Genomic DNA, 20,093 nt, shown 5'->3' on the forward strand with positions numbered 1-20,093 from the left:
CAGATCGGAAAGCATGAGATCGGAAAGCGGGGCATCGCAGGAAGAGGAAACGGGGATTCCGAAAGTCCCCGAACGGCTCGACCTGTCCGATGCCGTGGTGCTCACCTTGCTGCGTCATCCCGAAGTTTCGAGGGCTAACGCCGCATTGGCCAGGGGGCGGGCAGACCTCGGCGCCGCGAAGTCCGCTTGGTATCCGCAAGTTTCCTATCAGGCCAACTTGGGCCCGAATATGCTCTCCGGCAGAAATACATCCGGATTGAACGAAAATATGGCCGGCCCCAGCGTCTACCTTCAGCAGCAGGTGTGGGATTTCGGACGCTCGAAGGGAGAGATCGGCGCCGCCCGTTCCACAATGCGGCAGCGGCGGTACGAACTGGAATCGGTGGCCGATCAGCTGGCCGAACAGGGCGCTCTTTCCTTCCTTCAGGTCAAGCGTTTCGAACTGCTCTCGATAGAAGCGCGCAAGCAGGTGGAGGAACTCGAACACCTGCGCCACCTGATCGGGCTACGCGTGAATGCGGGAGTTTCCGACAAGTCGGACCTTTTCCTGGCCGACGTGCGCGTGGAAAGCGCGCGCGGCGAAGCGATCCAGGCAGAGACTGCGCTTGCGGTCGCCCAGTCCGGCCTGCTCAACCTGATCGGCGATCTGCCGCAGAGCTACGAAGACCCGGCCGCGCAAGTCTCCCGCTTCGAGACAGGCGACGACGAGCCCGACTACGACAAGCTCCCCGCCGTTGTCGCCACCGAACAGGCCGAGCAGGCCGCCGCCGCCAAGATCGGCCAGGCCAAGGCGGAACGCTATCCCCGGCTTGGCTCCAACTCGGCTATACGCGCAACAACTATACCTACAACACGCGCGACAATTCGTTCGCCGGCATGGTGACGGTGACCGGCGACCTCTACCGTCGGGGCAACCACTATCTGATCGAAGCCGCCGAGGAAGACCGGCGCGCGGCGGAAGCGACGCGCGATGCCGCCGTACTCGAAGCGCGGGGCAGGGCGCTCTCGGCCCGGCAGGAAATCCGGGCGGGAAAAGCCCGGATATCCGCCTATGCGCGTCAGGAAGAGCAAGCCGTCACCGCCAGCCGCATCTTCTTCGAGGAATACAAGCTGGGCAAACGGACGCTGACCGAACTGCTGAACACGCAGCTTGAAATCTACCGCGCGGCCAGCGCCCGCATCGTCGCGGAGTACGACATCATGGAAGCGCGCGTCCGGTTTGAGAACGTCAGCGGCACTTTGCGGCCCTCCCTCGGCCTGCCTGCCCGTCTGCGTGAAGAGGAAGACATCGATGGCTGACAGTGCCGATATCGTCCAGCCCCCCTGGACTGCCGCGGTCGCCGCCCTCGGCACCTTGAAAGGCGTGCCGGTTGGCGCGCAGGAACTGGCGAACCGCCTCTACTGGTCCGAAGGGCTGGATGCGGAGAAGACGCTGGTCCACGCCGCCCGCCTCTCCGGCCTGGACTTCCAGATCGTGAATATGGCGATCGACGATGTGCCGCAAATCCTGCTCCCGGCAATCGTGGAACTGAACGACCAGAACGCGGCGATCCTTCATTCTCGAGACGGAGAGGGGGTCAGGGTCTCGATGCCGGGAATGCGGCACGACGCTCCCAAGGAAATACCGCTGGATACGTTCCGGACGCGCCTTACCGGCCGGGTCGGCTTCGTGGAACCCCTGTCCACCCGCTCTCGCGATGCACGACTGGACGAATTCCTGCGGGCGCCGACGCGTTCGTGGCTATGGGATATCATCATGGCCGACCGGCGCGGCTATGGCGAAGTGGTGCTGGGATCGGTCTTCGGCAATCTCCTGACTTTCGCCACCTCGCTGTTCGCGATGCAGGTGTGGGATCGCGTAATTCCGGCGCAATCGATCCCGACGCTTTGGGTGCTGGCCCTCGGCACGGGCATGGCGCTGTTCCTGGAACTGATGCTGCGCACCGCGCGCGTGCAACTGGTGGACCGGATCGGCCGCCGGGCGGACATGGCCATATCCTCGCGCATCTTCGCCCGCGCCCTGGATATCCGCAACGACGCCCGGCCGCGATCCACCGGTGCGCTGATCTCGCAACTGCGCGATGTCGAGCAAATCCGTGAGATGCTGACGTCCACCACCGTGTCGGCGATGATCGACCTTCCGTTCATCCTGCTGTTCCTGGTGTTGTTCGCTTTCCTGGCCGGGCAGCTTACCTTCGTGCTGATCGGGGCGGCGGCGCTGATCCTGCTTCCGGGTCTGCTGCTGCAACGCCCGCTGGCAAGACTGGCGACGGAGGGCATGCGCGAAGGCGCGCTGCGCAACGCCATTCTCGTGGAATCGATCGAGCGTATCGATGAAATCAAGTCCGCCCAGGCGGAAGCTCGCTTTCAGTCCATGTGGGAGCGGCTGACCCTGGCCGGAACCCGCGTCGGCGCCGAGCAGCGTTTTCTCTCCGCGCTGTTCGTCAACTGGACACAGACACTGCAACAGCTTGCCTATACCGCCGTGGTCGTGGCGGGGGCATTCCAGGTCATGGAAGGCAACATGACCATGGGCGCGCTGATCGCCTGTTCGATCCTCACCAGCCGGGCACTGGTGCTGTTCGTGCCGTTCGGCCAGATCTTCACGCGCTGGCAGAACGCCAAGGTGGCGATGATCGGGCTGGAAGATCTGTTCGGAAAGCCCGTCGATCACGATCCCGAACGCGGGCTGCTGCGGCGCGCGACGCTGAACGGCTACTACGAAGTGAAAGATCTGACATATGCATACGAGCCCGAGGGGCCGCTGGCGCTGAAGGTAGATCGGCTATCGATCCGGGCGGGAGAGCGCGTTGCGCTGCTCGGGCGGATCGGTGCCGGCAAGTCCACGCTGCTGCGGCTGCTTTCGGGGCTGGCCTGGCCGACGAGCGGCGAAGTTCTGCTGGATGGCACCAATCTGACCTTGATCAACCCCGTCGATATCCGGAGAGACACCGCCTATCTGGGCCAAGGCGCGCAACTGTTCTTGGGCACGATCCGGGAAAACCTGATGATCGGCGCGCCCGGGATCGGCGACGAGCAGATACTTCACGCCTTGGCAGTCACCGGGGGGCTGTCCCTTGTCCAGAACCAGCCGCAAGGCCTGGATCTTCTGCTTCAGGAAGGCGGCGCGGGGCTTTCCGGCGGGCAGCGGCAAACACTGCTGCTCACCCGCGCACTGCTGCGCAACAGCAATATCCTCCTGCTGGACGAACCCTCGGCGCCGCTAGACGATATCAGCGAACGGGCCCTGGTCGCCAATCTCGGGCAATGGTTGCGAGGCCGAACATTGATCGTGACCACCAACCGGCCCGGGCTGCTGGAACTGGTAGACCGGGTGATCGTCATCGATTCCGGCCGCATCGCTCTGGACGGGCCAAAGGAACAGGTGCTTCGCACTCTCGCCGGACCGGCTGCCCCCGGGCCGGGTATTCGGGAGAAACAGGCATGAACGGCGTCTCCCAGGCACCTGCCGGAAGCGGCCTGCTGGAAGGCCTTCGGGGAGAGGAAGACAGTCGCTGGCTGCGTACGGTCGGGCGGCTGCGGATCATTCCGATCCTTTCCGTAGGGATTCTGGCCTTCCTTGTCTGGAGCTATTTCGGGGTGCTCGACGAAGTGGCGGTCGGTCCCGGCAAGGTCACGCCGCCGTCCCGCTCGCAAGTCATCCAGAGCCTGGAAGGTGGCATCGTCAACGGCATCTTCGTCCACGAAGGCGATATAGTGAAGCCGCACCAGAAACTGGCCACGCTTGACCGCGCGCGCTTCAGTTCGATGTTGGGCGAAGCGGAAGCCAAGGCGCGGGCGCTGGAAGCCACGGCGGCGCGGCTTGAAGCGGAGATCAATGGCGGCAGTCCGAATTTTCCGGCGGCGGTCAAGGCTACACCCGGCCTGATGGCGCGTGAAATGGAGCTGATGCGCTCGCGCCGGCAAAACCTGGACGTCGCAACGGCCAGCCTGCGTCAGTCGCTGGCCCTCACGCGCCGTCAGCTTGCCATGACCGAGCCGCTGGTAGAACTGGGGGCGGCGAACCAGGTGGAGATCATCCAGCTGCGCAGGCAGGAGAACGAGATCCAGGCCAAGCTTGACTCGTTGCGCAATCAATACGTGATCGATGCCAGCGCCGACTATGCCAAGGCGCGCGCCGAACTGGATCAGGTGACGCAAGTGATCGGCGGTCGGCGCGATCAGCTCGATCGCACGGTGCTTTACTCGCCGGTGCGTGGGATCGTGAAGAACCTTGAAGTTACGACTATCGGCGGGGTTATCCAGCCGGGCGGCTCGCTGATGGAAATTGTGCCGCTGGAGCACCAGCTGCTGATAGAGTCGCGTATCTCACCCCGGGACATCGCCTTCATCCGTCCCGGTCAACCCGCCACGGTGAAGATTACGGCCTATGATCCATCGATCTACGGAAGCCTGGCCGGAACGGTCGACAGGATATCGCCCGACACCTTGCAGGACGAGGTCCATCGCGATCAGGTCTACTACAGGGTCTACGTGCGAACCGAGCGTTCGACGCTGCGCGCGAAGAACGGTCATGAATATGCGATCATGCCGGGCATGGTTTCTACGGTGGAAGTCAGGACCGGACGCAAGACGATCCTTCAGTATTTGATGAAGCCCATCAACAAGGCCAAGGAGGCCATGCGCGAACGCTGAGCCGGAAAAGCAGCGTGTATTCAGACGCGCTGGCAGGCCGAATTCGAGACTTGCCCGCTTGCCTTGCCCAGCTTGGCCTGGACGCGGGCGAGGAACGGCCTGCGGACCTTGGGTTCCGGGTCGCTGCAACAAGTGGCTTTCCAGGTACGGGTGCGCAGTTCCGCATCCTGTCCCGCGCCAAGCTGAGTGCGATCACCCAGCGTTTCGGTCGAACTTTCGCCCGTGTTGCAAATGTCCTCGGCGCGCGCGAGGCCGCCTCCGCCTGCCGAACCGCCCGCGCCACCGCCAGAGCCGCCGGCTCCCCCTCCACCTCCACTTGAACCACCGCCGGAGCCTCCGTTCCCACCGCCCGAGCTTCCGCCCCCGCCTCCTTGTCCTCCGGACTTCGCGATTGCGGGTGAGGTTAACGTGGTGGAGAGAAGCATGGTCATAGTCGGTGGAACCAGCAGCGAGTATTTTCCGCAGGCCGTCAGGAAGGAGCGGCGGTCGCTCTCTCCGTCAGGGCCTAAGAAGACATCGGGCTTTTCCATGACTTATCTCCGAATTTTGCCCCCGCTTCAAAAGTACAGGAACAGGCCGCGCAGGTAAGTCGCTCTTGAGAGTGGTCCGTGCTTCTCCTGATGATCCGGACGCTAAGCCGTATGTACGCGAAAACTAACACACTTGCGTACAAGGGCTCCGGTCAGCTTAGGTAAAATTTACCAGACGCGCCCCGATGATACCAAAATGGAACTAGAGCATTTTCTAATCAGGTGGCATCACCTGATGACTCGGAAAATGCGTCAAACCGGAAACTTAGAGCAGTTGATCCGATGCAATGGGATCAACTGCTCTATCCGGCGCTTCCGGTCATGCGGGAGAGCGCTGCAACTCGAGCAGTCTTCGGGCGATTTCCCGTTCCCCCATGACGACATGATCTGCGCCGACCTTTCGCAGGTGATCGACTTCCTCGTCGGAATGCGCGCGCGCCAGGATCTCGATGCCAGGATTGAGCTGGCGTGCTCGCTGCACGATGACGCCGGCTTCGAATCCTTCGGGAATCGCGATCATCAGCCGCGTGGCCTCGCGGATGGCGGCGCGATCGAGCACTTCGACTTCGGAGGCATTGCCGGCGAGCACCTCATGTCCCGCCTCGCGCGCGCGCTCGACCAAATCGGGCCGTTCTTCGACGATGACGAAGTTGCGGGCGTCCTGCGCCAGACCCTGCGCCACCAACCGGCCGACGCGGCCGTATCCCACCAGCACGACGCGCTCTCCAGCAGCGGGAGCGGCCTCTTTCGCTCGGCGCGCCTGCTCGGCGACGGCTACCGACTTTACGATGCTGTGCCTTCCGGCAAGCCAGCGGAAGATCAGGGGATTCGCGAGGATCGAGAAGATGGCGCCGGCAAGGATCAGGTCGCGCCCTTCCTGTGGCAGGATGCCGAGTTGCACGCCAAGCGCTGCCAGCATGAACGAGAACTCGCCGATCTGGGCGAGGCTTGCCGCAACCGCCAGCGCCGTTTGCGGCGGATGCCCGAAGAACCTGACGATCGCCACTGCCGCGAGAGACTTGCCGACGACGATGACCAAGAGCGTGGCCAGCACCGCCACACCATGTTCGACGACGACCGACGGGTCGAACAACATGCCCACCGAAACGAAGAACAGCACGGCGAAGGCGTCTCGCAAGGGCAGCGTCTCTTCCGCCGCGCGCCGGCTGAGTTGCTTCTCGCCCATGACCATGCCTGCGAAAAATGCCCCGAGCGCGAAGGAAACATCGAAGACGTAGGCGGCGCCGAACGCCACGCCCAGGGCGATGGCCAGGACTGCCAGGCGGAACAGTTCGCGGGAGCCGGTATGGGCGGCCCAGTGCAGCGCCGCCGGAATGACGCGCTTGCCGACGATAAGCATCAGGGCGATGAAGCCGCCGACCTTGGCCAGGGTCAATCCGATCGTCCACGCCAGGTCGATGTTCGATTGCGCGCGTCCGGCCGCCAGACCGGCGAGCGCCGGGAGCAGGACGAGCACCAGAACCATGGCCAGATCTTCTACGATCAGCCACCCCACGGCGATCCGCCCGCGTTCGGTGTCGATCAGGTTCCCGACCTGGAGCGCCCGCAGCAGGACGACGGTACTGGCAACCGACAGGGCAAGGCCGAAGACGAGGCCTGCGGCCATGGACCACCCCTGCCACGCGGCGATGCCTGCCCCCAGAGCGGTGGCGAAAGCGATCTGAAGGATCGCGCCCGGCAGCGCGATCTTCCGGACCGACATCAGGTCTTTCACCGAGAAGTGCAGCCCGACGCCGAACATGAGGAGGATCACGCCCAGTTCCGCAAGCTCGTTCGCCAGGGCGCTGTCGGCGACCACGCCTGGCGTGAACGGTCCCACCAGGACACCCGCGAACAGATATCCCGCAACAGGAGATATCCTCAATCTATGCGCGAGCGCGCCCATGGCGAAAGCGGCTACCAGGCCGGCGACGACGGTTGCAACGAGGGGCGTGCTATGCGGCAAACGGTACTCCTGGCGCGCGCGTCAACAATGGCGGCACTTCATTCCAGGCTGGCGACGAGCGCGACGGCTATACCTGCCGCGACCATCGATACGATCAACAGGAGCGGCAACAGCCACCTTGGAGCAATACTACGCCTGCGGCTCATCGCCGGTTCCTTCACGCCTGTGCCGACGGACCCATAGTGCTCAGGAAAGCGCCTGCCGTCCACCTTTCTTGGATGTCGGAAATGTTGCCCGGTTGCTGGCGACCCCTATAGAGGCGCAGGCGGCCTTCAATAGATGTCGCGGCGATAGAGACCGGCCTCGGCCATGGCCTCAAGGCGGTCGTCGCCGAGCGCGGCCCGCAAGGCCTGATCGACAGCCGGAGCCATGCCCTGAAGGCTGCCGCAGACGAGGATCGCCGCACCGTTCTCCACCCATTCGCGCAAGTCCGCCGCTGCTTCGCTGCAAAGGTGCTGGACGTAGCGGCCGCAATCGGCATCGCGCGACCAGGCTCGGTCGAGACGGGTCAAGGTTCCGCGCGAAAGCCAGCGCTCGATTTCGTCCGGCAGGAGGGCATCGTGCTCTCGGCTGCGTTCACCGAACAGCAGCCAGTGTCCGCCGTGCCCTTCCGCTTCCGATGCATGCAAGTGACCACGCAGGCCCGCCAGACCGGTGCCGTTGCCGATCAGGATCATGCGGCGTGGACCGGCCGGGCCGGGAGGCGGTGCGTGGAAGCCGCTGTTGGGGCGCAGGCGCAGGGCGATCTCGGTGCCCAGCGGCGCGAACCGGGTGAGCCAGCCGGAGCCGAGACCCAGCGTGGCGTCGCTTCGCTCGACCTGCCGAATGAGCAAGTCGATCCTGCCGTCGGAAGGGATCGAGGCGATCGAATATTCCCGATGGGGCAGGGGGCGGAGCGCCGCCAACAGTTCGGCACCGTTCTCCACCGGATGATCGGGGATCAGGGCGGCGGCGAGATGCTCCGCCAGAGGCGCACCATCCACCACTTGTCCGCGATCCAGCCCGCAAGCGGCGAGATAGGCGGCAACACGCGCCGGGTCGTTGATACCGGGAAGCACTTCGGCGATGTCACCGGCCTGCCATTTCGCTTCGACGCCTTCGCCCGGCTCAAGGCCGATCAGAAAGGCCGGTCCGCCGGCGCTGCCGGGGTTAAGGAGGCGGCGCGAGACCAGGCGCCAGGAGCCATAGGAGGCCGGTTCCCAGTCCGGCAGGTCGGGTTCGGCGCCGAGGGCGGCCAGCTGCTGCTGCCATTGGCGCTGCGCGTCGGCATCGTCGGCGTCCACTTCGATCATGTCGAACAATCGGCGGGCGCCGCCTTCATGAAGCCAGCGGTCGAGCGAATGGCCGAAGGCGCAGAATTCCGGGTATTCGCGATCGCCCAGCGCCAGCACGGCATATTCCAGATGCCCCGCGCCGGGCGGCGCGGTCATGACCTGACGGGCGAAACGTCGCGCCGGATCGGGCGGCTCGCCCTCGCCATAAGTGCTCACCACGAAGAGCGCGCGATCGACTTCGGACAGCACGCCTTCGTCCACCGCCGAAAGCGGAAGTACGCGGGCGCCGCCCAGGGCCGAGGCGGTCTGGCGCGCAAGGCGCTCGGCACCGCCGGTCTGGCTTGCGAAGGCGACCAGCATGTCGCCGGAGGCATCGCCGACTTCCGGGTTCTGGGGAAGATCCGCCGTTGCCTCTGCAAGAGCACGCTTGCGCTTGCGGCGCGCGAGATAGAGCAGCAGGCCGGTGATGGTGAACAGCGGCATCGTCAGGCTGGTGAGCAGCAGGAGGATGCGCCCGCCGATCCCGAAAAAAGCGCCGCGATGCAACTCGTACATGCTGGTGGTGATGACCTTGCCCATGCTTCGGTCGACATAACGGTCAGCTTTGACCAGCTTGCCGGTGATAAGGTCCACCTTGAGATCGTCAGTCATGCGATCGTGGCGCGCATCGGCCAGCAGCACGCGGAACGTGGCCGGTTCCGTGTCTTTCGGCAGCGTCACGGAGATCGAGCGGTAACGGCCGTCCATGGCGGTCAGCACGGTGGGCCAGGCGCGATCCAGGCGAAGATCGGCGAGCGGTTCGGTCTTGGCGCCTTGGTCTCCGCCGCCGTGGCCGCCTTCCTCGCGCGAGGTCTTGCCGGTGAGCGTGTAGAGCACACCCTGGCGATACCAGTCGTAAGACCACCATAGGCCGGTCAGGGCGCTGAGAAGATAGACCAGCGCCACCCAGCCGCCGATCACGGCATGGAGCGCGCGGTACAGATTGCGGCCGCTTTTCCGCAAGTCGAGCACCAGCCAGGCACGCCAGTCGAAAGTGCGGCGAGGCCAACGCAAGTAAAGACCGGAGATCGCGAAGAAAACCAGAGAGATGGCGGAAAAGGCCGTGATCTGCCGACCCACGCCGTTGCCGCCGCCTGGAAGCGCGAGCCAGCGGTGAAGGTTCTCGATCGTACGAAACACCCCGGCGCCGGTTGCCTGGCCCAGCAACATGCCGTTGCGCGGATCGACATAGCTCCGCTCGCCACGGCGTTCGCCGTCGCGGGGCGCGAACTGCACGGTCCAGGCCGCTTCGGGATCGCTCTCCACGCTGAGACGCTCGACCGTCATTCCCGGACGCTGCGCCGCCGCGCGGGCGATCACTTCGTCAGGCGAAAGGGGCGTCGCCGCCGGTCCCCCCAGCGTCACCACGCCGGGGCTGAGCGCACGCATGATTTCGTGCTCGAAGCTCAGCGTAGCTCCGGTGACGCCCATGACGGCAAGGACGAACCCGGCGGTGATGCCGAGGAACCAATGAATCTGAAACAATACCTGCCGCGTCACTCGTCTCGCACCCCGAACCTGATGGCACTACCCATCGCTTTCACGCGAAGCAGGTGCCGATCGGCATCCGAAACTTACGCCAGTCTCTCCTGTGAAATCCCGTTAATGATATCCACTCGCAATAGCAACCTCTGCCGAGCGTAGGGGTAGACCTTCTCCCTCACGCGGGAACGAGGGCGCTTTCCCGTGCCAGGGCAACGCAGTCGGATGCCAGTCGGTCCACCTGGGCGAGATCGGCGTCCCAGGCGAACATGAACCGGGCACCGCCGCCTATGAACGTGTAGAATCGCCAGCCGCGTGCCCTCAGCCCGTCCAGCACCGCGTCCGGGGCGGCAAGGAACACGGCGTTCGCCTCGACGGGGAAGATCAGTTCAAGACCCTTCGCTTCGGTCACGGCTGCGGCAAGTCTCTGCGCACAGGCATTGGCATGGCGCGCGTTGGCCAGCCAGGCGCCGGTTTCGAGCACGCCGATCCAGGGCGCGGAAAGATAGCGCATCTTCGAAGCCAGCTGCCCCGCCTGCTTGCAGCGATAGGCGAAGTCTTCGGCAAGGGCCCGGTCGAAGTAGATCACGGCCTCGCCCGCCGCCATGCCGTTCTTCGTCCCGCCGAAGCAGAGTACGTCGACGCCGGCCTGCCAGGTGATCTCGGCAGGCGCGCAGCCGAGCGTGGCGCAGGCATGGGCGAAACGGGCGCCGTCCATGTGGAGCTTGAGTCCAAGTTCGCGGCAGGTCGCAGAGATCGCGGCGATCTCTGCCTGGGTGTAGACCTGACCGGTTTCGGTAGGCTGGGTTATGGTAACCACGCGGGGCTTCGGGAAGTGGATATCCGAACGGCCGGTAGCGAGCGCGCGGATGGATTCGGGCGTCAGCTTGCCGTCCATGCTCTGGGCGACCAGCAGCTTGGAGCCGTTCGAGAAGAACTCCGGCGCGCCGCACTCGTCGGTTTCGACGTGGGCGGACGAGGAGCAGATCACCGAGTGGTAGGACTGGCACAGCGCCGCCAGCGCAAGCGAGTTCGCGGCCGTCCCGTTGAAGACGAAATAGACGTCGCAATCGGCCGCGAACAGGTCTCGAAAGGCATCGGCGGCGCGCAGCGTCCACGCGTCCTCTCCGTAGGCCGTGGCCGAACCCCGGTTCGCCTGCTCCATTGCCGACCATGCCTCCGGACAGATTCCGGCGTAATTGTCGCTGGCGAATTGTTGGGTGGGCAGGGAATCTGTCATGCGGTCTTTCCTTCCAGGCGCAATGGGCGAGGCGCGATGGGCCGGAAGCGAAACGACGGCGATGCAGCTGGAAAACCCGATTGTTGCCGGTCCGGCCACATCCCTTCGCATGTCTGCGAAGGTACCACCTTGCTCGGGAGCAGGTTGGTGCCGGGCGCGATCCCGACTCTTGATGCTGGGAGGGCCTCTACGCCAGCGACAGGATGCCGTCAATTAGGACCACCTCCTCTAAGCGGGCCGTTCCCCCCTTTGCGCTGGCCATTCAGCAGTAAGGCTGACTCGACGAAAATGCAGCAGCTTCGTAGTCTTTTTCGGCGCTTGCGGCCGTCATGCCTGCGGCGGGGGGACTGGAAACGAGATGGGGCGGACATTCGAAGCAAGGACATCCGGTTTGAGCCGGGCACGCAACGCATTGCTGATCACCGACCCCAATCGGCTGATAAGCTATGGACGTCTGGTGACGGCCGTCTTCGCGGTTATCGCCATCTATCTCGATCCGACCCAGCCGATCCGCTACCGCACCGAAGCGCAGGACGTTCTCGCCGTTTACCTGGCCCTCGCGATCCTGCTGGTGGCCTTGCCGATCCGGCGGCCGGTGGATAGCCCGGTTCATTTCGCGGTCCACGTTTTCGACACCGTGATCCTGGGCTGGCTGGCTTTCCTGACCAATGAGCTGACCAGCCCATTCTTCTCGTTTCTGCCCTTCACCCTGCTGGCGATGACGGTGCGCTGGGGCTTCATGGGGGCGATGATCGGGGCGGTGCTGCTGGAAGGCGTGCTTTTCGCGATCGGCATTCCCGATATCCTCGATGGCGAATCCGAACTGAACTTCCTGATCATCCGCACCGTCTACTTCCTGGTCTGCGCGGTGATGCTCGGCTACTTCGGGGCCTATCGCGAAAGCAGCCGCGAAAGGCTGGCGCGGCTTGCAAGCTGGCCTATGGACGCCGGCGTCGGCGATCGCAGGGGCTGGCTGACGGAACTCTGCGGGCATTCCGGGGCGATCACGGGATGTGAAAGCCTTACCCTCATCTGGCGCGAGCAGGACGAGCCCACCGGGTTCATCGCCCATTGGCGCAAGGAGGGCCTGCGCCTGCTGCCGCTGGATCCCGTCACGTTCCGCAGCATATTCGCAGAGGCGCGGCTGGATTTCATGGATCGCACCCGCGCCAGCCTGCTTCAGCCGGATGAGATGGCCGCTCTTACCCATGTGCTCGATGCGTTGGACCTGCCGCGTCCGCTGCCGCACGATTATGCCGTGCGCTCCGGCTTTTCCGGCCTGCGCTTTCGCGGCGCGCTGATCGTGGTCGATCCGGACGGGCGCCCCGAGGATGCCCTGGCGCTCACCGAGATCATCGCTGCGCGCACCGGATCGGAACTGGAACATGTCGAGCTGGTGGCGCGCCGCGCCGACAGCGCCAGGGCCGAGGAACGGAGCCGCCTGGGTCAGGATCTCCATGACAGCGTGCTTCAGGACCTGACGGCCACCAGCCTGAAGCTGCGCAGCCTCGCGGCGCGACAACCCGATGTGGCCCCGGATCTCAAAGCCATCGAGGATCTGGTGACCGAGCAGCAGCGGCGCATTCGCCGCTTCGTGGAGGAGCAGCGCGATTTCGACGCCGATCAACCCATCGACATGGTGGCCGATTTGCGCCGCCAGGCGGACCTGCTGGAAAAGAAGTGGGGTGTCTCGGTGGCGTTCGACTGGCACGGCCGCTCCACGCATCTGCCACGCAACATCGTCGAAGAAGTGATCGCCCTGTTTTCTGAGGCCACCGCCAATGCCGTGCGGCATGGCGCTTCCACGCGCGTCGCGCTGAAGGCGCGCAGGGTAGGGAGCGCACTGGAACTCAGCGTGTCGGACAACGGCCACGGACTGGGCCGGACCGCTAGCGGCGTCGGTCCCGTTTCCCTGAGGAGCCGGGCGATCCAGCTGGGCGGCTCGATCGCGCTGGATGACCGGCCGGACGGTCTGCGCGTAACCATGGTCATTCCGCTGGAGGAGGCTGCATGACTGCTACCGAATTGCAGGCCCGTCGCGTTCTGCTGGCCGACGATCATCCCCTGCTGCTGCGGGGATTGGCCGACCTCCTTCAGGCGACGGGCGAGGTCGATCTGGTCGAGGCGACCAGTAGCGGCACCCGCGCCCTGGCCTCCATCCGCGAGAAGCGCCCCGACATTGCCGTACTGGATGTCTCGATGCCGGACGTCGGCGGCCTGGCCATCCTGCGCGCCCTGCGCGAAGGCGGGCTGCCGGTGCGGGTGATCTTCCTTTCGGCGACGATGACCGGCCGCCAGATCGCCGAAGCCATCGGGCTGGGCGTCTGGGGCCTGCTCCTCAAGGATTACGCTTCGGATTCCCTGCTGGACTGCCTGCGCGAAGTGATCGCCGGTCGCAAATGGTTGCCGGAGGAGCTGGTGAGCAAGGCCCGGCGCGGAGGAGGCGTCGACATCGGCGGAGAGATCGCCAGCCTGACCCCGAGGGAAAAGGAGATCAGCGCGCTGGTCTGCCGGGGCTTCTCGAACAAGGCCATCGCCGGAATGGTCGGATCGACCGAGGGGACGGTGAGCATCCACCTGCACAACATCTACCGCAAGCTCGACATATCGAGCCGCACCACATTGGCGACGCTCTTCGTGCAGTATCAGTCCCAGATCAGCGATCAGGCCTGATGGGCAGCCTGCCGGGCTCCGGTGTTCGAGAACGAGGAAGCGGGGCGCGGTCGCCAGCTTCGGCATCAGCGATATCCTGCCGTTCCGTCTAGGAATGGAAGGAAAGTACCGGGCCGCGCCCCGCATATGTATCTACAGGACCATATAATACCGAATGCCAGGGTGGGCCCCGCAGGCTCTAGCCCGACGGAGCTTCGGACCATCCCTGGGGGAGTAGGCCGGATTACCCGTTTCGTTACGGTCCGGGCACGGTCGGACGGCGCGATGGCGATCGGGCCAAATATGCCGTTCGTCGATTCTGCGACAACAATTGCCTCGCAACGCGTCAACGAACCCCGTATTGGCGAAATCCGGTCCGGGGTGGGCCAGATCGACGGGAATTGCAGGCGAAGCCGAAGACCATGGCCTTGACGTTGGAGAATCTAGACGGTCCGCCGGAGGGCGACGCCCGTCGGGACGACCTTTCCCCGCATCCTCGCAATCCGCTTCCTCCCAGCGGCGAACCGCCTCGCAAGCGCCGTTCCCGCTGGTGGTGGTTCTCGCGCGGGGTGGCGGTTTTGCTCATGCTGTTCATCCTGACGATCGGCTGGCTTGCCGTCACCGCGCCGCTGTCGAAATCGTTGCAGCCGATTTCGCCGCCGCAGATCACATTGCTGGCCGCGGATGGCACGCCGATCGCGCGCAACGGTGCCATCGTAGATGCGCCGGTCGAAGTGCGGAAACTGCCCACGCACGTCACCCAGGCCTTCATCGCCATCGAGGATCGCCGCTTCTACAGCCACTGGGGCATCGATCCGCGCGGTATCGCCCGCGCCATGTGGAGCAATGTCAGCGGCGGCAGCACCCAGGGTGGCAGCACGATCACGCAGCAGCTTGCCAAGTTCACGTTCCTCACTTCCGAACGCAGCCTGACACGCAAGGCGCGCGAAGTGCTGATCGCGTTCTGGCTGGAAGCCTGGCTGAGCAAGGACGAAATCCTCGAACGCTATCTTTCGAACGCCTATTTCGGCGATAATGCCTATGGCCTGCGCGCCGCCGCCATGCACTATTTCCACCGGCGGCCGGAAAATCTCAACGCCGCGCAATCGGCCATGCTCGCGGGGCTGATGAAGGCCCCATCGCGCCTGGCGCCCACTAACAACTACGAGCTTGCCGAAAAGCGCATGAAGGTGGTGCTTCAGGCCATGGTCGACGCGGCCTACATGACCCCGGCCCAGGCCCGCGTGACGCGTGCGCCGCGGCTCGACGTGCGTTCGCGGAACGACCTTCCGACCGGCACCTACTTCGCGGATTGGGCACTGCCGCAGGCGCGCGGGCTGGATGAGGCGAGCTACGCCGCCCATACTTACAAGACCACGCTGGATTCCCGTCTCCAGGCCGCTGCCCGCCGTGCGATCGAGTCAGCGCCGCTTGGCACGGCGCAAGTGGCGCTGGTCGCCATGCGGCCGAACGGAGAGGTGGTCGCGATGGTTGGCGGGCGGGACTATGCCAAGTCACCGTTCAACCGCGTAACGCAGGCGCAGCGCCAGCCAGGCTCCACGTTCAAGCTTTTCGTCTATCTAGCCGCTCTCAAGGATGGCTGGAAACCGACCGATACCATAGAGAACACGCCCTTCGAGATCGGCTACTACCGTCCCCAGAACGCGGGCGGGGCCTATTCGCAGACCATCACTCTGGCCGATGCCTTCGCGCGTTCGAGCAATGTCGCCGCCGTGCGGCTGTTGCAGAAGGTGGGCGACAAGGCCGTCATCGACATGGCCCGCAAGCTGGGCGTCACCGCCTCGCTGCCGAACGGCGATCCAAGCCTGGCGCTGGGCACTTCCACGATGAACCTGATGGAACTGACGGCGGCCTATGCCGGTGTGGCGGGCAACCGCTTCCCGGTGGTGCCCTCGGCGTTCAAGGTCAAGGAGGAGGGCTGGTTCGACGGTTTCATCAACGGCCGCAGCAGCCTGTCGGACGGCGTTCACGAGAACATCGAGACGCTGCTGCGCGGCGCGGTCAATCGCGGCACAGGGCGGGGTGCAAGGCTTCAGGCCGCCAACTATGGCAAGACCGGCACGAGCCAGGAGAACCGCGATGCGCTGTTCGTGGGCTATGCCAAGGATCTGGTGGTCGGCGTATGGGTGGGTAACGACGACAATACCCCGCTAAAGGGCGTATCGGGCGGCACGATCCCGGCGCGAATCTGGCGCGACTTCATGCAGCAGGCGCTGGGCGAACGGGCAGCACCGCGTCCGCGGGCGACCGAAAGCCCCGATCCGGAAGGGCCGGTGCAGCCGCTGGACGTGCCCGATCTGGGCGATATGCCGCTGGGCGACACCGACTTGCGCGTGGAGCAGGGCCGGGCCGTGCTCTCCACCCAGATCAACGGGGCGCCGGTGGACGTGCAACTGGACCGGAACGGCCTCCAGATCGACGGGCGCAAGGTGATCGAGCAGATCGTATCGCCCCCGGCCCCACCTCCGCGCACGGCAGAACCTCCCCCGCCGCAGCCTTAGGCGACGCGCAACACCGAAGCAGGAACGATCGGTCGCCTGAGGCTTTCGCTTGAGGAACTCGCCCGAGGAGCCTTGCGCAATGTCCGACTACGACCTCTACTACTGGCCGGTGCCGTTTCGTGGGGAGTTCATCCGCGCGATCCTTGCTTTCGCAGGGAAGACTTGCACCGAACATGACAGCCACGAGATCGAGGTCGTCATGGGCAAGGCGCCCGAACGCCAGCCGGTTCCCTTCATGGGGCCGCCGCTGCTGGTCGACCGGTCGAACGGTTTTGCCATCGCGCAGATGCCCGCGATCGCGCTTTACCTGGGTGAAACGCTGGACCTGCTTCCCGGCACCCCGCAGGACCGCGCCTTGACGATGAAGATCGTCAACGATGCGAACGACGTGATCGACGAACTCACCCTTGATGGGGGGCGGGAGATGTGGACCGAGGCCAAGTGGCAGGAATTCGTGCCGCGTCTCCAGCGCTGGATGGGAATCTGGGAAGCGCTTGGCCGGGCCAACGGACTTGAAGAGACTGGCGGAACGATGCTCGGCTCGGAGGAGCCGGGCATGGCAGATGTGGTGACGGCCGTCCTGTGGTCGACCATGACCGAGCGCTTCACAACGATCGGTGCGCTCCTGGAGAACACCGCCCCGAGTATCGCCGGCCTGACGAGACGGACCATGCAACGGCCTGAACTCGCGCGTTTGGCAAAGACTTCGGCGGAACGGTATGGCGATGCCTATTGCGGGGGCCAGATTGAAAAGTCCCTGCGCAAGGTGGCGACGTGAAGGGGCTAGAGAACGATCATCGTCATGCCGATGATGGCCGCCCAGAGCAGCACGGTGAGCCCGGCTATCGTGAAAAGGTCCAGCTTGCGGATTTCCTGACCGGGTGCGATCCCGGTGGATGGACCCAGGATGGATCGGCCGCCGATTGATGAGCCTGTCATAGCTGGTGCTCCTTGCGTTGCCACCTGACACCCCGCGCCTGAACTTCCTCATCTAATCAACGGCAAGGTCGGCGCAATGTTCCCCATAAAGGTTCGACAGGGGCTGCGCAGACATCCTGCGGGGCGGATGCAGGCAGCTTCTCCATCGCGATATCGCCCGACGGATGCAGCCTCGCTTGATGGATAATGCATTATCCTTATCGAAGAAGCATGATCAAGGAACACACGACGAAGGAACACGGGCCACTGGCGGGAATGCGCGTGCTCGAACTGGGCACGATGATCGCGGCGCCCTTCGCAACGCATATCCTCTCGCAACTGGGGGCGGAAGTCGTCAAGATCGAGCCTCCGGCCGGCGATACTACGCGGTCTCTGGTGCGGGGCGGGCCTTCGGGCACCATCATCGCCTATAGTCACTCCAAGAAAGCGATCTGCCTGGATCTGGCGACGGAAGACGGAAAGGCGGTGTTTCGCCGCCTCGTGGCCGGAGCGGCGGTGGTGATCCATAATCTGGCGCCCTCGGCGGCGCGGAAGCTGGGTGTCACGGCCGACGATTGCATGACGGTGAACCCGCGCCTGGTCCACGTTCATGTCAAGGGCTATACGGAAGGGCCGCAGGCCGAAGGGCTGATGACGAACCCCATTGCCGAAGCGGCGACCGGCGCCATGGACGATCATCGCGTGGACGGCCGTCCTACGCGGTTCGGGCCTTCCTATCACGACCAGTTCGCGGGAACTTACGCAGTGATCCGCGTGCTCGCCGCGCTGCTCGATCCGCAAGCGGACGAAGCGACGCGCCGGATCGAGGTGGGGCTCTATGAGACAGGCCTTCATCTCGCCGCACGCGACCTTGCCGGGATGCAGCTCAAGACTCAGTTACTGGGGCGGCTTGAGAAGGAAGGCGGCGGCGAGTTCTCGATGCCGGGATACGGCGCCTATCTGACCGCGGACGAACGCTGGATCTATCTCCTTGTCCTGACCGATGCCCATTGGGCGCGACTGACCGGGGCGCTTGAGATGCCCGAACACGGCGCGCCGCAATTCGCCCGGCTGCGCGATCGCAAGAAGGCGCGTGACGAGGTCGAGGCAGCCGTTCGCACCGCCCTGGCACGTTTCACCTACGACGAGGCGGCGGATCGTCTTGGCCGGGCTGGGTTGGGCTTCAATGAAGTCATGCCCCTCGAACGGGTACTGGAGGCGCCGCAGGCGCGGGCGCCGGGCAAGCTGCGCGACGTCGAATTCAGAGGTCTGCGGTTCGAGGTGCCTGAGTTCGCCGGTCGGTCCTCGTCGGAGCCCGGCCTACCCCCGCCCGAAATCGGTGAGCATACCGAGGCACTGCTTGCGGAACTGGGCTATGACGCACAGGAGATCGCCGGCCTGCTGGCGTCGGGCGCGGCAAAGGCCTATCAACCCGGCGATTTTGCCTGGGCTCCGGTACGCGAGAAGGCATGATTACATGTATGGCCGGAAGGAAGGCCAGTGAAGAGGAATGCCGATGTCGATGATGCCGTACCGCACCAAGGAAGAGCAAGTCGCCGACTTTCTGCGTGAAGGCATCATTTCCGGAAGGATCGCGCGGGGATCCCGGCTCAAGCAGCAGGAAATCGCAACCTTGCTGAAGACCAGCATCACGCCCGTTCGCGAGGCGCTCAAGCTGCTGTCGGCCGAAGGCTACGTTACGGGAGACAGCCATCGCGGCGCGACTGTCGCGCCGTTCGACATTGAGGCGTCGAGCGAAGTGCTGAACTTGCGCATTCTTCTGGAGACGCAACTGGTGCGCGGCGCCGTGGAGAAAGTGCGGGGCGAGGATATCGCCGAGTTGAAAGTGCTGGGGGCGGAGTTCGCCACTGCCTTCGCCGCCGGGGACAACGAAGCCGCACGGGCGGCGAACTATCGTTTCCATCATCGCATGTTCGAGATTGCGGCCATGCCGCAGACCCTGCACTTCGTTCAGATTCTCTGGGCGCGCTATCCGTTCGATTTGATCAACCGGCTGGAAGGCCGCGTCAGCCGGGCCGCCGACGAGCACGACGACATGCTTGCGGCTCTGATCGCCGGCGATGCCGCCGCCGCGATGCTGGCGACCCGGCAGCATATCGAGACCGGTTTTCGCGAATTGCGGGAATCGGTGTGAGCGGATGCGGTCTTGCCGTAACGAAGGATAACATCATGAAGAACACGCTTTTCCTCGTCATGGACATGATGAACGACCTCGTGGCCGAGGATGGCTTCAGTGGTGCGACTTACGGTGCGCAAGTGCGCGGCCGCCGCGTGCTGGAGAACACCCGCGCCGCCATCGCGGCCGCGCGGGCGGCAGGTGCCAAGGTCGGCTATGTCCGTGTCTGCTTTTCCGCCGACTATCGAGAGGCCCCGGAGAGTTCGCCGATCTTCTCCGGCGCGCGTAAGAACGGAATATTCAAGGAGGGTACTCCGGGCACGGAGGTCCACCCTGCGATCGCGCCGGAAGAAGGCGATTTCGACATTGTAAAGCATCGGGTCAGTCCGTTCTACGCGACGTCTCTAGAGCCCATCCTGCGTGCCAATCGGATCGAACGCATCGTGATGTGTGGGGTTTCCACCAATGGCGTGGTCCATTCCGGCGCGCGCGAAGCGCATGACCGGGATTACGAAGTGGTGATCCTCGAAGACTGCTGTGCCGGCGCCACCGCCGACGAGCACATGCACGCGCTGGCCTGCCTCGATCGCTATGCCCGCATCGTGAAAAGCAACGAGTTCGACTGGCTGGGCTGAGCAGAGGACCGGGGTTTTCTCCTGCTGTTCGGCCTGAATACG

Annotated in this window: 16 protein-coding genes and 1 riboswitch; of the genes, 11 read left to right on the forward strand and 5 right to left on the reverse strand. The window is 64.6% G+C overall.

The genetic code is table 11. The features are described 5' to 3' along the window. The first annotated feature begins 13 nt into the window (after positions 1-13). The 4 genes from RT424_RS09120 to RT424_RS09135 are packed head-to-tail and all read left to right on the forward strand — an operon-like array spanning position 14 to position 4,656. The gene (locus RT424_RS09120) at positions 14-883 is read left to right on the forward strand and encodes a TolC family protein (protein ID WP_313436762.1); all 870 of its coding nucleotides are present in this window, start codon (positions 14-16) and stop codon (positions 881-883) included. Beyond that, entirely contained in the window at positions 877-1,299 is a 423-nt protein-coding gene (locus RT424_RS09125; protein ID WP_313436656.1) for a TolC family protein, read from the forward strand. Before RT424_RS09120 ends, RT424_RS09125 begins: the two co-directional genes overlap by 7 nt. Beyond that, positions 1,292-3,448, forward strand: a complete 2,157-nt coding sequence (locus RT424_RS09130; RefSeq protein WP_313436659.1) for a type I secretion system permease/ATPase — start codon at positions 1,292-1,294, stop codon at positions 3,446-3,448. Before RT424_RS09125 ends, RT424_RS09130 begins: the two co-directional genes overlap by 8 nt. Beyond that, on the forward strand, positions 3,445-4,656 hold the full coding sequence (locus RT424_RS09135) for an HlyD family type I secretion periplasmic adaptor subunit (protein WP_313436662.1): 1,212 nt from the start codon (positions 3,445-3,447) through the stop codon (positions 4,654-4,656). The genes RT424_RS09130 and RT424_RS09135 overlap by 4 nt, the downstream gene beginning before the upstream one ends. Before the next feature lie 20 nt (positions 4,657-4,676). On the opposite strand, the gene RT424_RS09140 is transcribed toward RT424_RS09135, so the two are convergent. The 4 genes from RT424_RS09140 to RT424_RS09155 all read right to left on the reverse strand — a co-directional run bounded on the left by RT424_RS09140 (position 4,677) and on the right by RT424_RS09155 (position 11,187). Beyond that, entirely contained in the window at positions 4,677-5,186 is a 510-nt protein-coding gene (locus RT424_RS09140) for a hypothetical protein (protein ID WP_313436664.1), read from the reverse strand. A 319-nt stretch (positions 5,187-5,505) separates the two neighbouring features. Continuing rightward, positions 5,506-7,152, reverse strand: coding sequence for a YbaL family putative K(+) efflux transporter (ybaL, locus tag RT424_RS09145; RefSeq protein WP_313436667.1), 1,647 nt, complete (start codon positions 7,150-7,152; stop codon positions 5,506-5,508). A gap of 272 nt (positions 7,153-7,424) precedes the next feature. After that, positions 7,425-9,950 (reverse strand): sulfite reductase flavoprotein subunit alpha, encoded by a 2,526-nt coding sequence (locus tag RT424_RS09150; protein WP_313436670.1) that lies wholly within the window; start codon positions 9,948-9,950, stop codon positions 7,425-7,427. Between the two features lie 175 nt (positions 9,951-10,125). After that, positions 10,126-11,187 (reverse strand): low specificity L-threonine aldolase, encoded by a 1,062-nt coding sequence (locus tag RT424_RS09155; protein ID WP_313436673.1) that lies wholly within the window; start codon positions 11,185-11,187, stop codon positions 10,126-10,128. Between the two features lie 69 nt (positions 11,188-11,256). Further along, positions 11,257-11,368, reverse strand: a riboswitch (SAM-I-IV-variant riboswitch). Positions 11,369-11,578: 210 nt separating this feature from the next. Between RT424_RS09155 and RT424_RS09160 the strand changes: the two genes are divergently transcribed. The 4 genes from RT424_RS09160 (at position 11,579) to RT424_RS09175 (ending at position 17,139) form a co-directional block, all read left to right on the forward strand. Further along, entirely contained in the window at positions 11,579-13,201 is a 1,623-nt protein-coding gene (locus tag RT424_RS09160) for a histidine kinase (RefSeq protein WP_313436676.1), read from the forward strand. Beyond that, the gene (locus RT424_RS09165) at positions 13,198-13,860 is read left to right on the forward strand and encodes a response regulator transcription factor (protein ID WP_313436679.1); all 663 of its coding nucleotides are present in this window, start codon (positions 13,198-13,200) and stop codon (positions 13,858-13,860) included. Before RT424_RS09160 ends, RT424_RS09165 begins: the two co-directional genes overlap by 4 nt. A gap of 401 nt (positions 13,861-14,261) precedes the next feature. Continuing rightward, positions 14,262-16,361: a transglycosylase domain-containing protein gene (locus RT424_RS09170; protein WP_313436682.1), complete on the forward strand. Its 2,100-nt coding sequence runs from the start codon at positions 14,262-14,264 to the stop codon at positions 16,359-16,361. A gap of 79 nt (positions 16,362-16,440) precedes the next feature. Next, positions 16,441-17,139, forward strand: coding sequence for a glutathione S-transferase (locus RT424_RS09175; RefSeq protein WP_313436684.1), 699 nt, complete (start codon positions 16,441-16,443; stop codon positions 17,137-17,139). 5 nt (positions 17,140-17,144) lie between these two features. Here RT424_RS09175 and RT424_RS09180 read toward each other — a convergent pair whose 3' ends face one another. Further along, positions 17,145-17,300: a hypothetical protein gene (locus tag RT424_RS09180; RefSeq protein ID WP_313436686.1), complete on the reverse strand. Its 156-nt coding sequence runs from the start codon at positions 17,298-17,300 to the stop codon at positions 17,145-17,147. Between the two features lie 210 nt (positions 17,301-17,510). Here RT424_RS09180 and RT424_RS09185 point away from each other — a divergent pair, with 210 nt between their 5' ends. Genes RT424_RS09185 through RT424_RS09195 form a run of 3 tightly spaced genes read left to right on the forward strand, consistent with a single transcriptional unit; the run spans position 17,511 to position 20,051 of the window. Further along, a complete protein-coding gene (locus RT424_RS09185) occupies positions 17,511-18,752 on the forward strand; it encodes a CaiB/BaiF CoA-transferase family protein (RefSeq protein WP_313436689.1) in 1,242 nt (413 codons plus the stop codon). 43 nt (positions 18,753-18,795) lie between these two features. Continuing rightward, positions 18,796-19,434 carry a GntR family transcriptional regulator gene (locus RT424_RS09190; RefSeq protein ID WP_313436691.1) on the forward strand — a complete coding sequence of 213 codons (639 nt, stop codon included), beginning with the start codon at positions 18,796-18,798 and terminating at the stop codon, positions 19,432-19,434. A gap of 35 nt (positions 19,435-19,469) precedes the next feature. Continuing rightward, positions 19,470-20,051, forward strand: a complete 582-nt coding sequence (locus tag RT424_RS09195; protein WP_313436694.1) for a cysteine hydrolase — start codon at positions 19,470-19,472, stop codon at positions 20,049-20,051. Positions 20,052-20,093 lie beyond the last annotated feature (42 nt).

Source organism: Novosphingobium sp. (assembly GCF_032093395.1).
Classification (GTDB): Bacteria; Pseudomonadota; Alphaproteobacteria; order Sphingomonadales; family Sphingomonadaceae; genus Novosphingobium.

Coding starts and splice junctions, on each gene's coding strand:
- RT424_RS09140 (WP_313436664.1), bottom strand. CDS start 5,186: ATGGAAAAGCCCGATGTCTTCTTAGGCCCTGACGGAGAGAGCGACCGC.
- RT424_RS09170 (WP_313436682.1), top strand. CDS start 14,262: ATGGCCTTGACGTTGGAGAATCTAGACGGTCCGCCGGAGGGCGACGCC.
- RT424_RS09195 (WP_313436694.1), top strand. CDS start 19,470: ATGAAGAACACGCTTTTCCTCGTCATGGACATGATGAACGACCTCGTG.
- RT424_RS09165 (WP_313436679.1), top strand. CDS start 13,198: ATGACTGCTACCGAATTGCAGGCCCGTCGCGTTCTGCTGGCCGACGAT.
- RT424_RS09130 (WP_313436659.1), top strand. CDS start 1,292: ATGGCTGACAGTGCCGATATCGTCCAGCCCCCCTGGACTGCCGCGGTC.
- RT424_RS09180 (WP_313436686.1), bottom strand. CDS start 17,300: ATGACAGGCTCATCAATCGGCGGCCGATCCATCCTGGGTCCATCCACC.
- RT424_RS09155 (WP_313436673.1), bottom strand. CDS start 11,187: ATGACAGATTCCCTGCCCACCCAACAATTCGCCAGCGACAATTACGCC.
- RT424_RS09120 (WP_313436762.1), top strand. CDS start 14: ATGAGATCGGAAAGCGGGGCATCGCAGGAAGAGGAAACGGGGATTCCG.
- RT424_RS09175 (WP_313436684.1), top strand. CDS start 16,441: ATGTCCGACTACGACCTCTACTACTGGCCGGTGCCGTTTCGTGGGGAG.
- RT424_RS09190 (WP_313436691.1), top strand. CDS start 18,796: ATGTCGATGATGCCGTACCGCACCAAGGAAGAGCAAGTCGCCGACTTT.
- RT424_RS09185 (WP_313436689.1), top strand. CDS start 17,511: ATGATCAAGGAACACACGACGAAGGAACACGGGCCACTGGCGGGAATG.
- RT424_RS09135 (WP_313436662.1), top strand. CDS start 3,445: ATGAACGGCGTCTCCCAGGCACCTGCCGGAAGCGGCCTGCTGGAAGGC.
- RT424_RS09125 (WP_313436656.1), top strand. CDS start 877: ATGGTGACGGTGACCGGCGACCTCTACCGTCGGGGCAACCACTATCTG.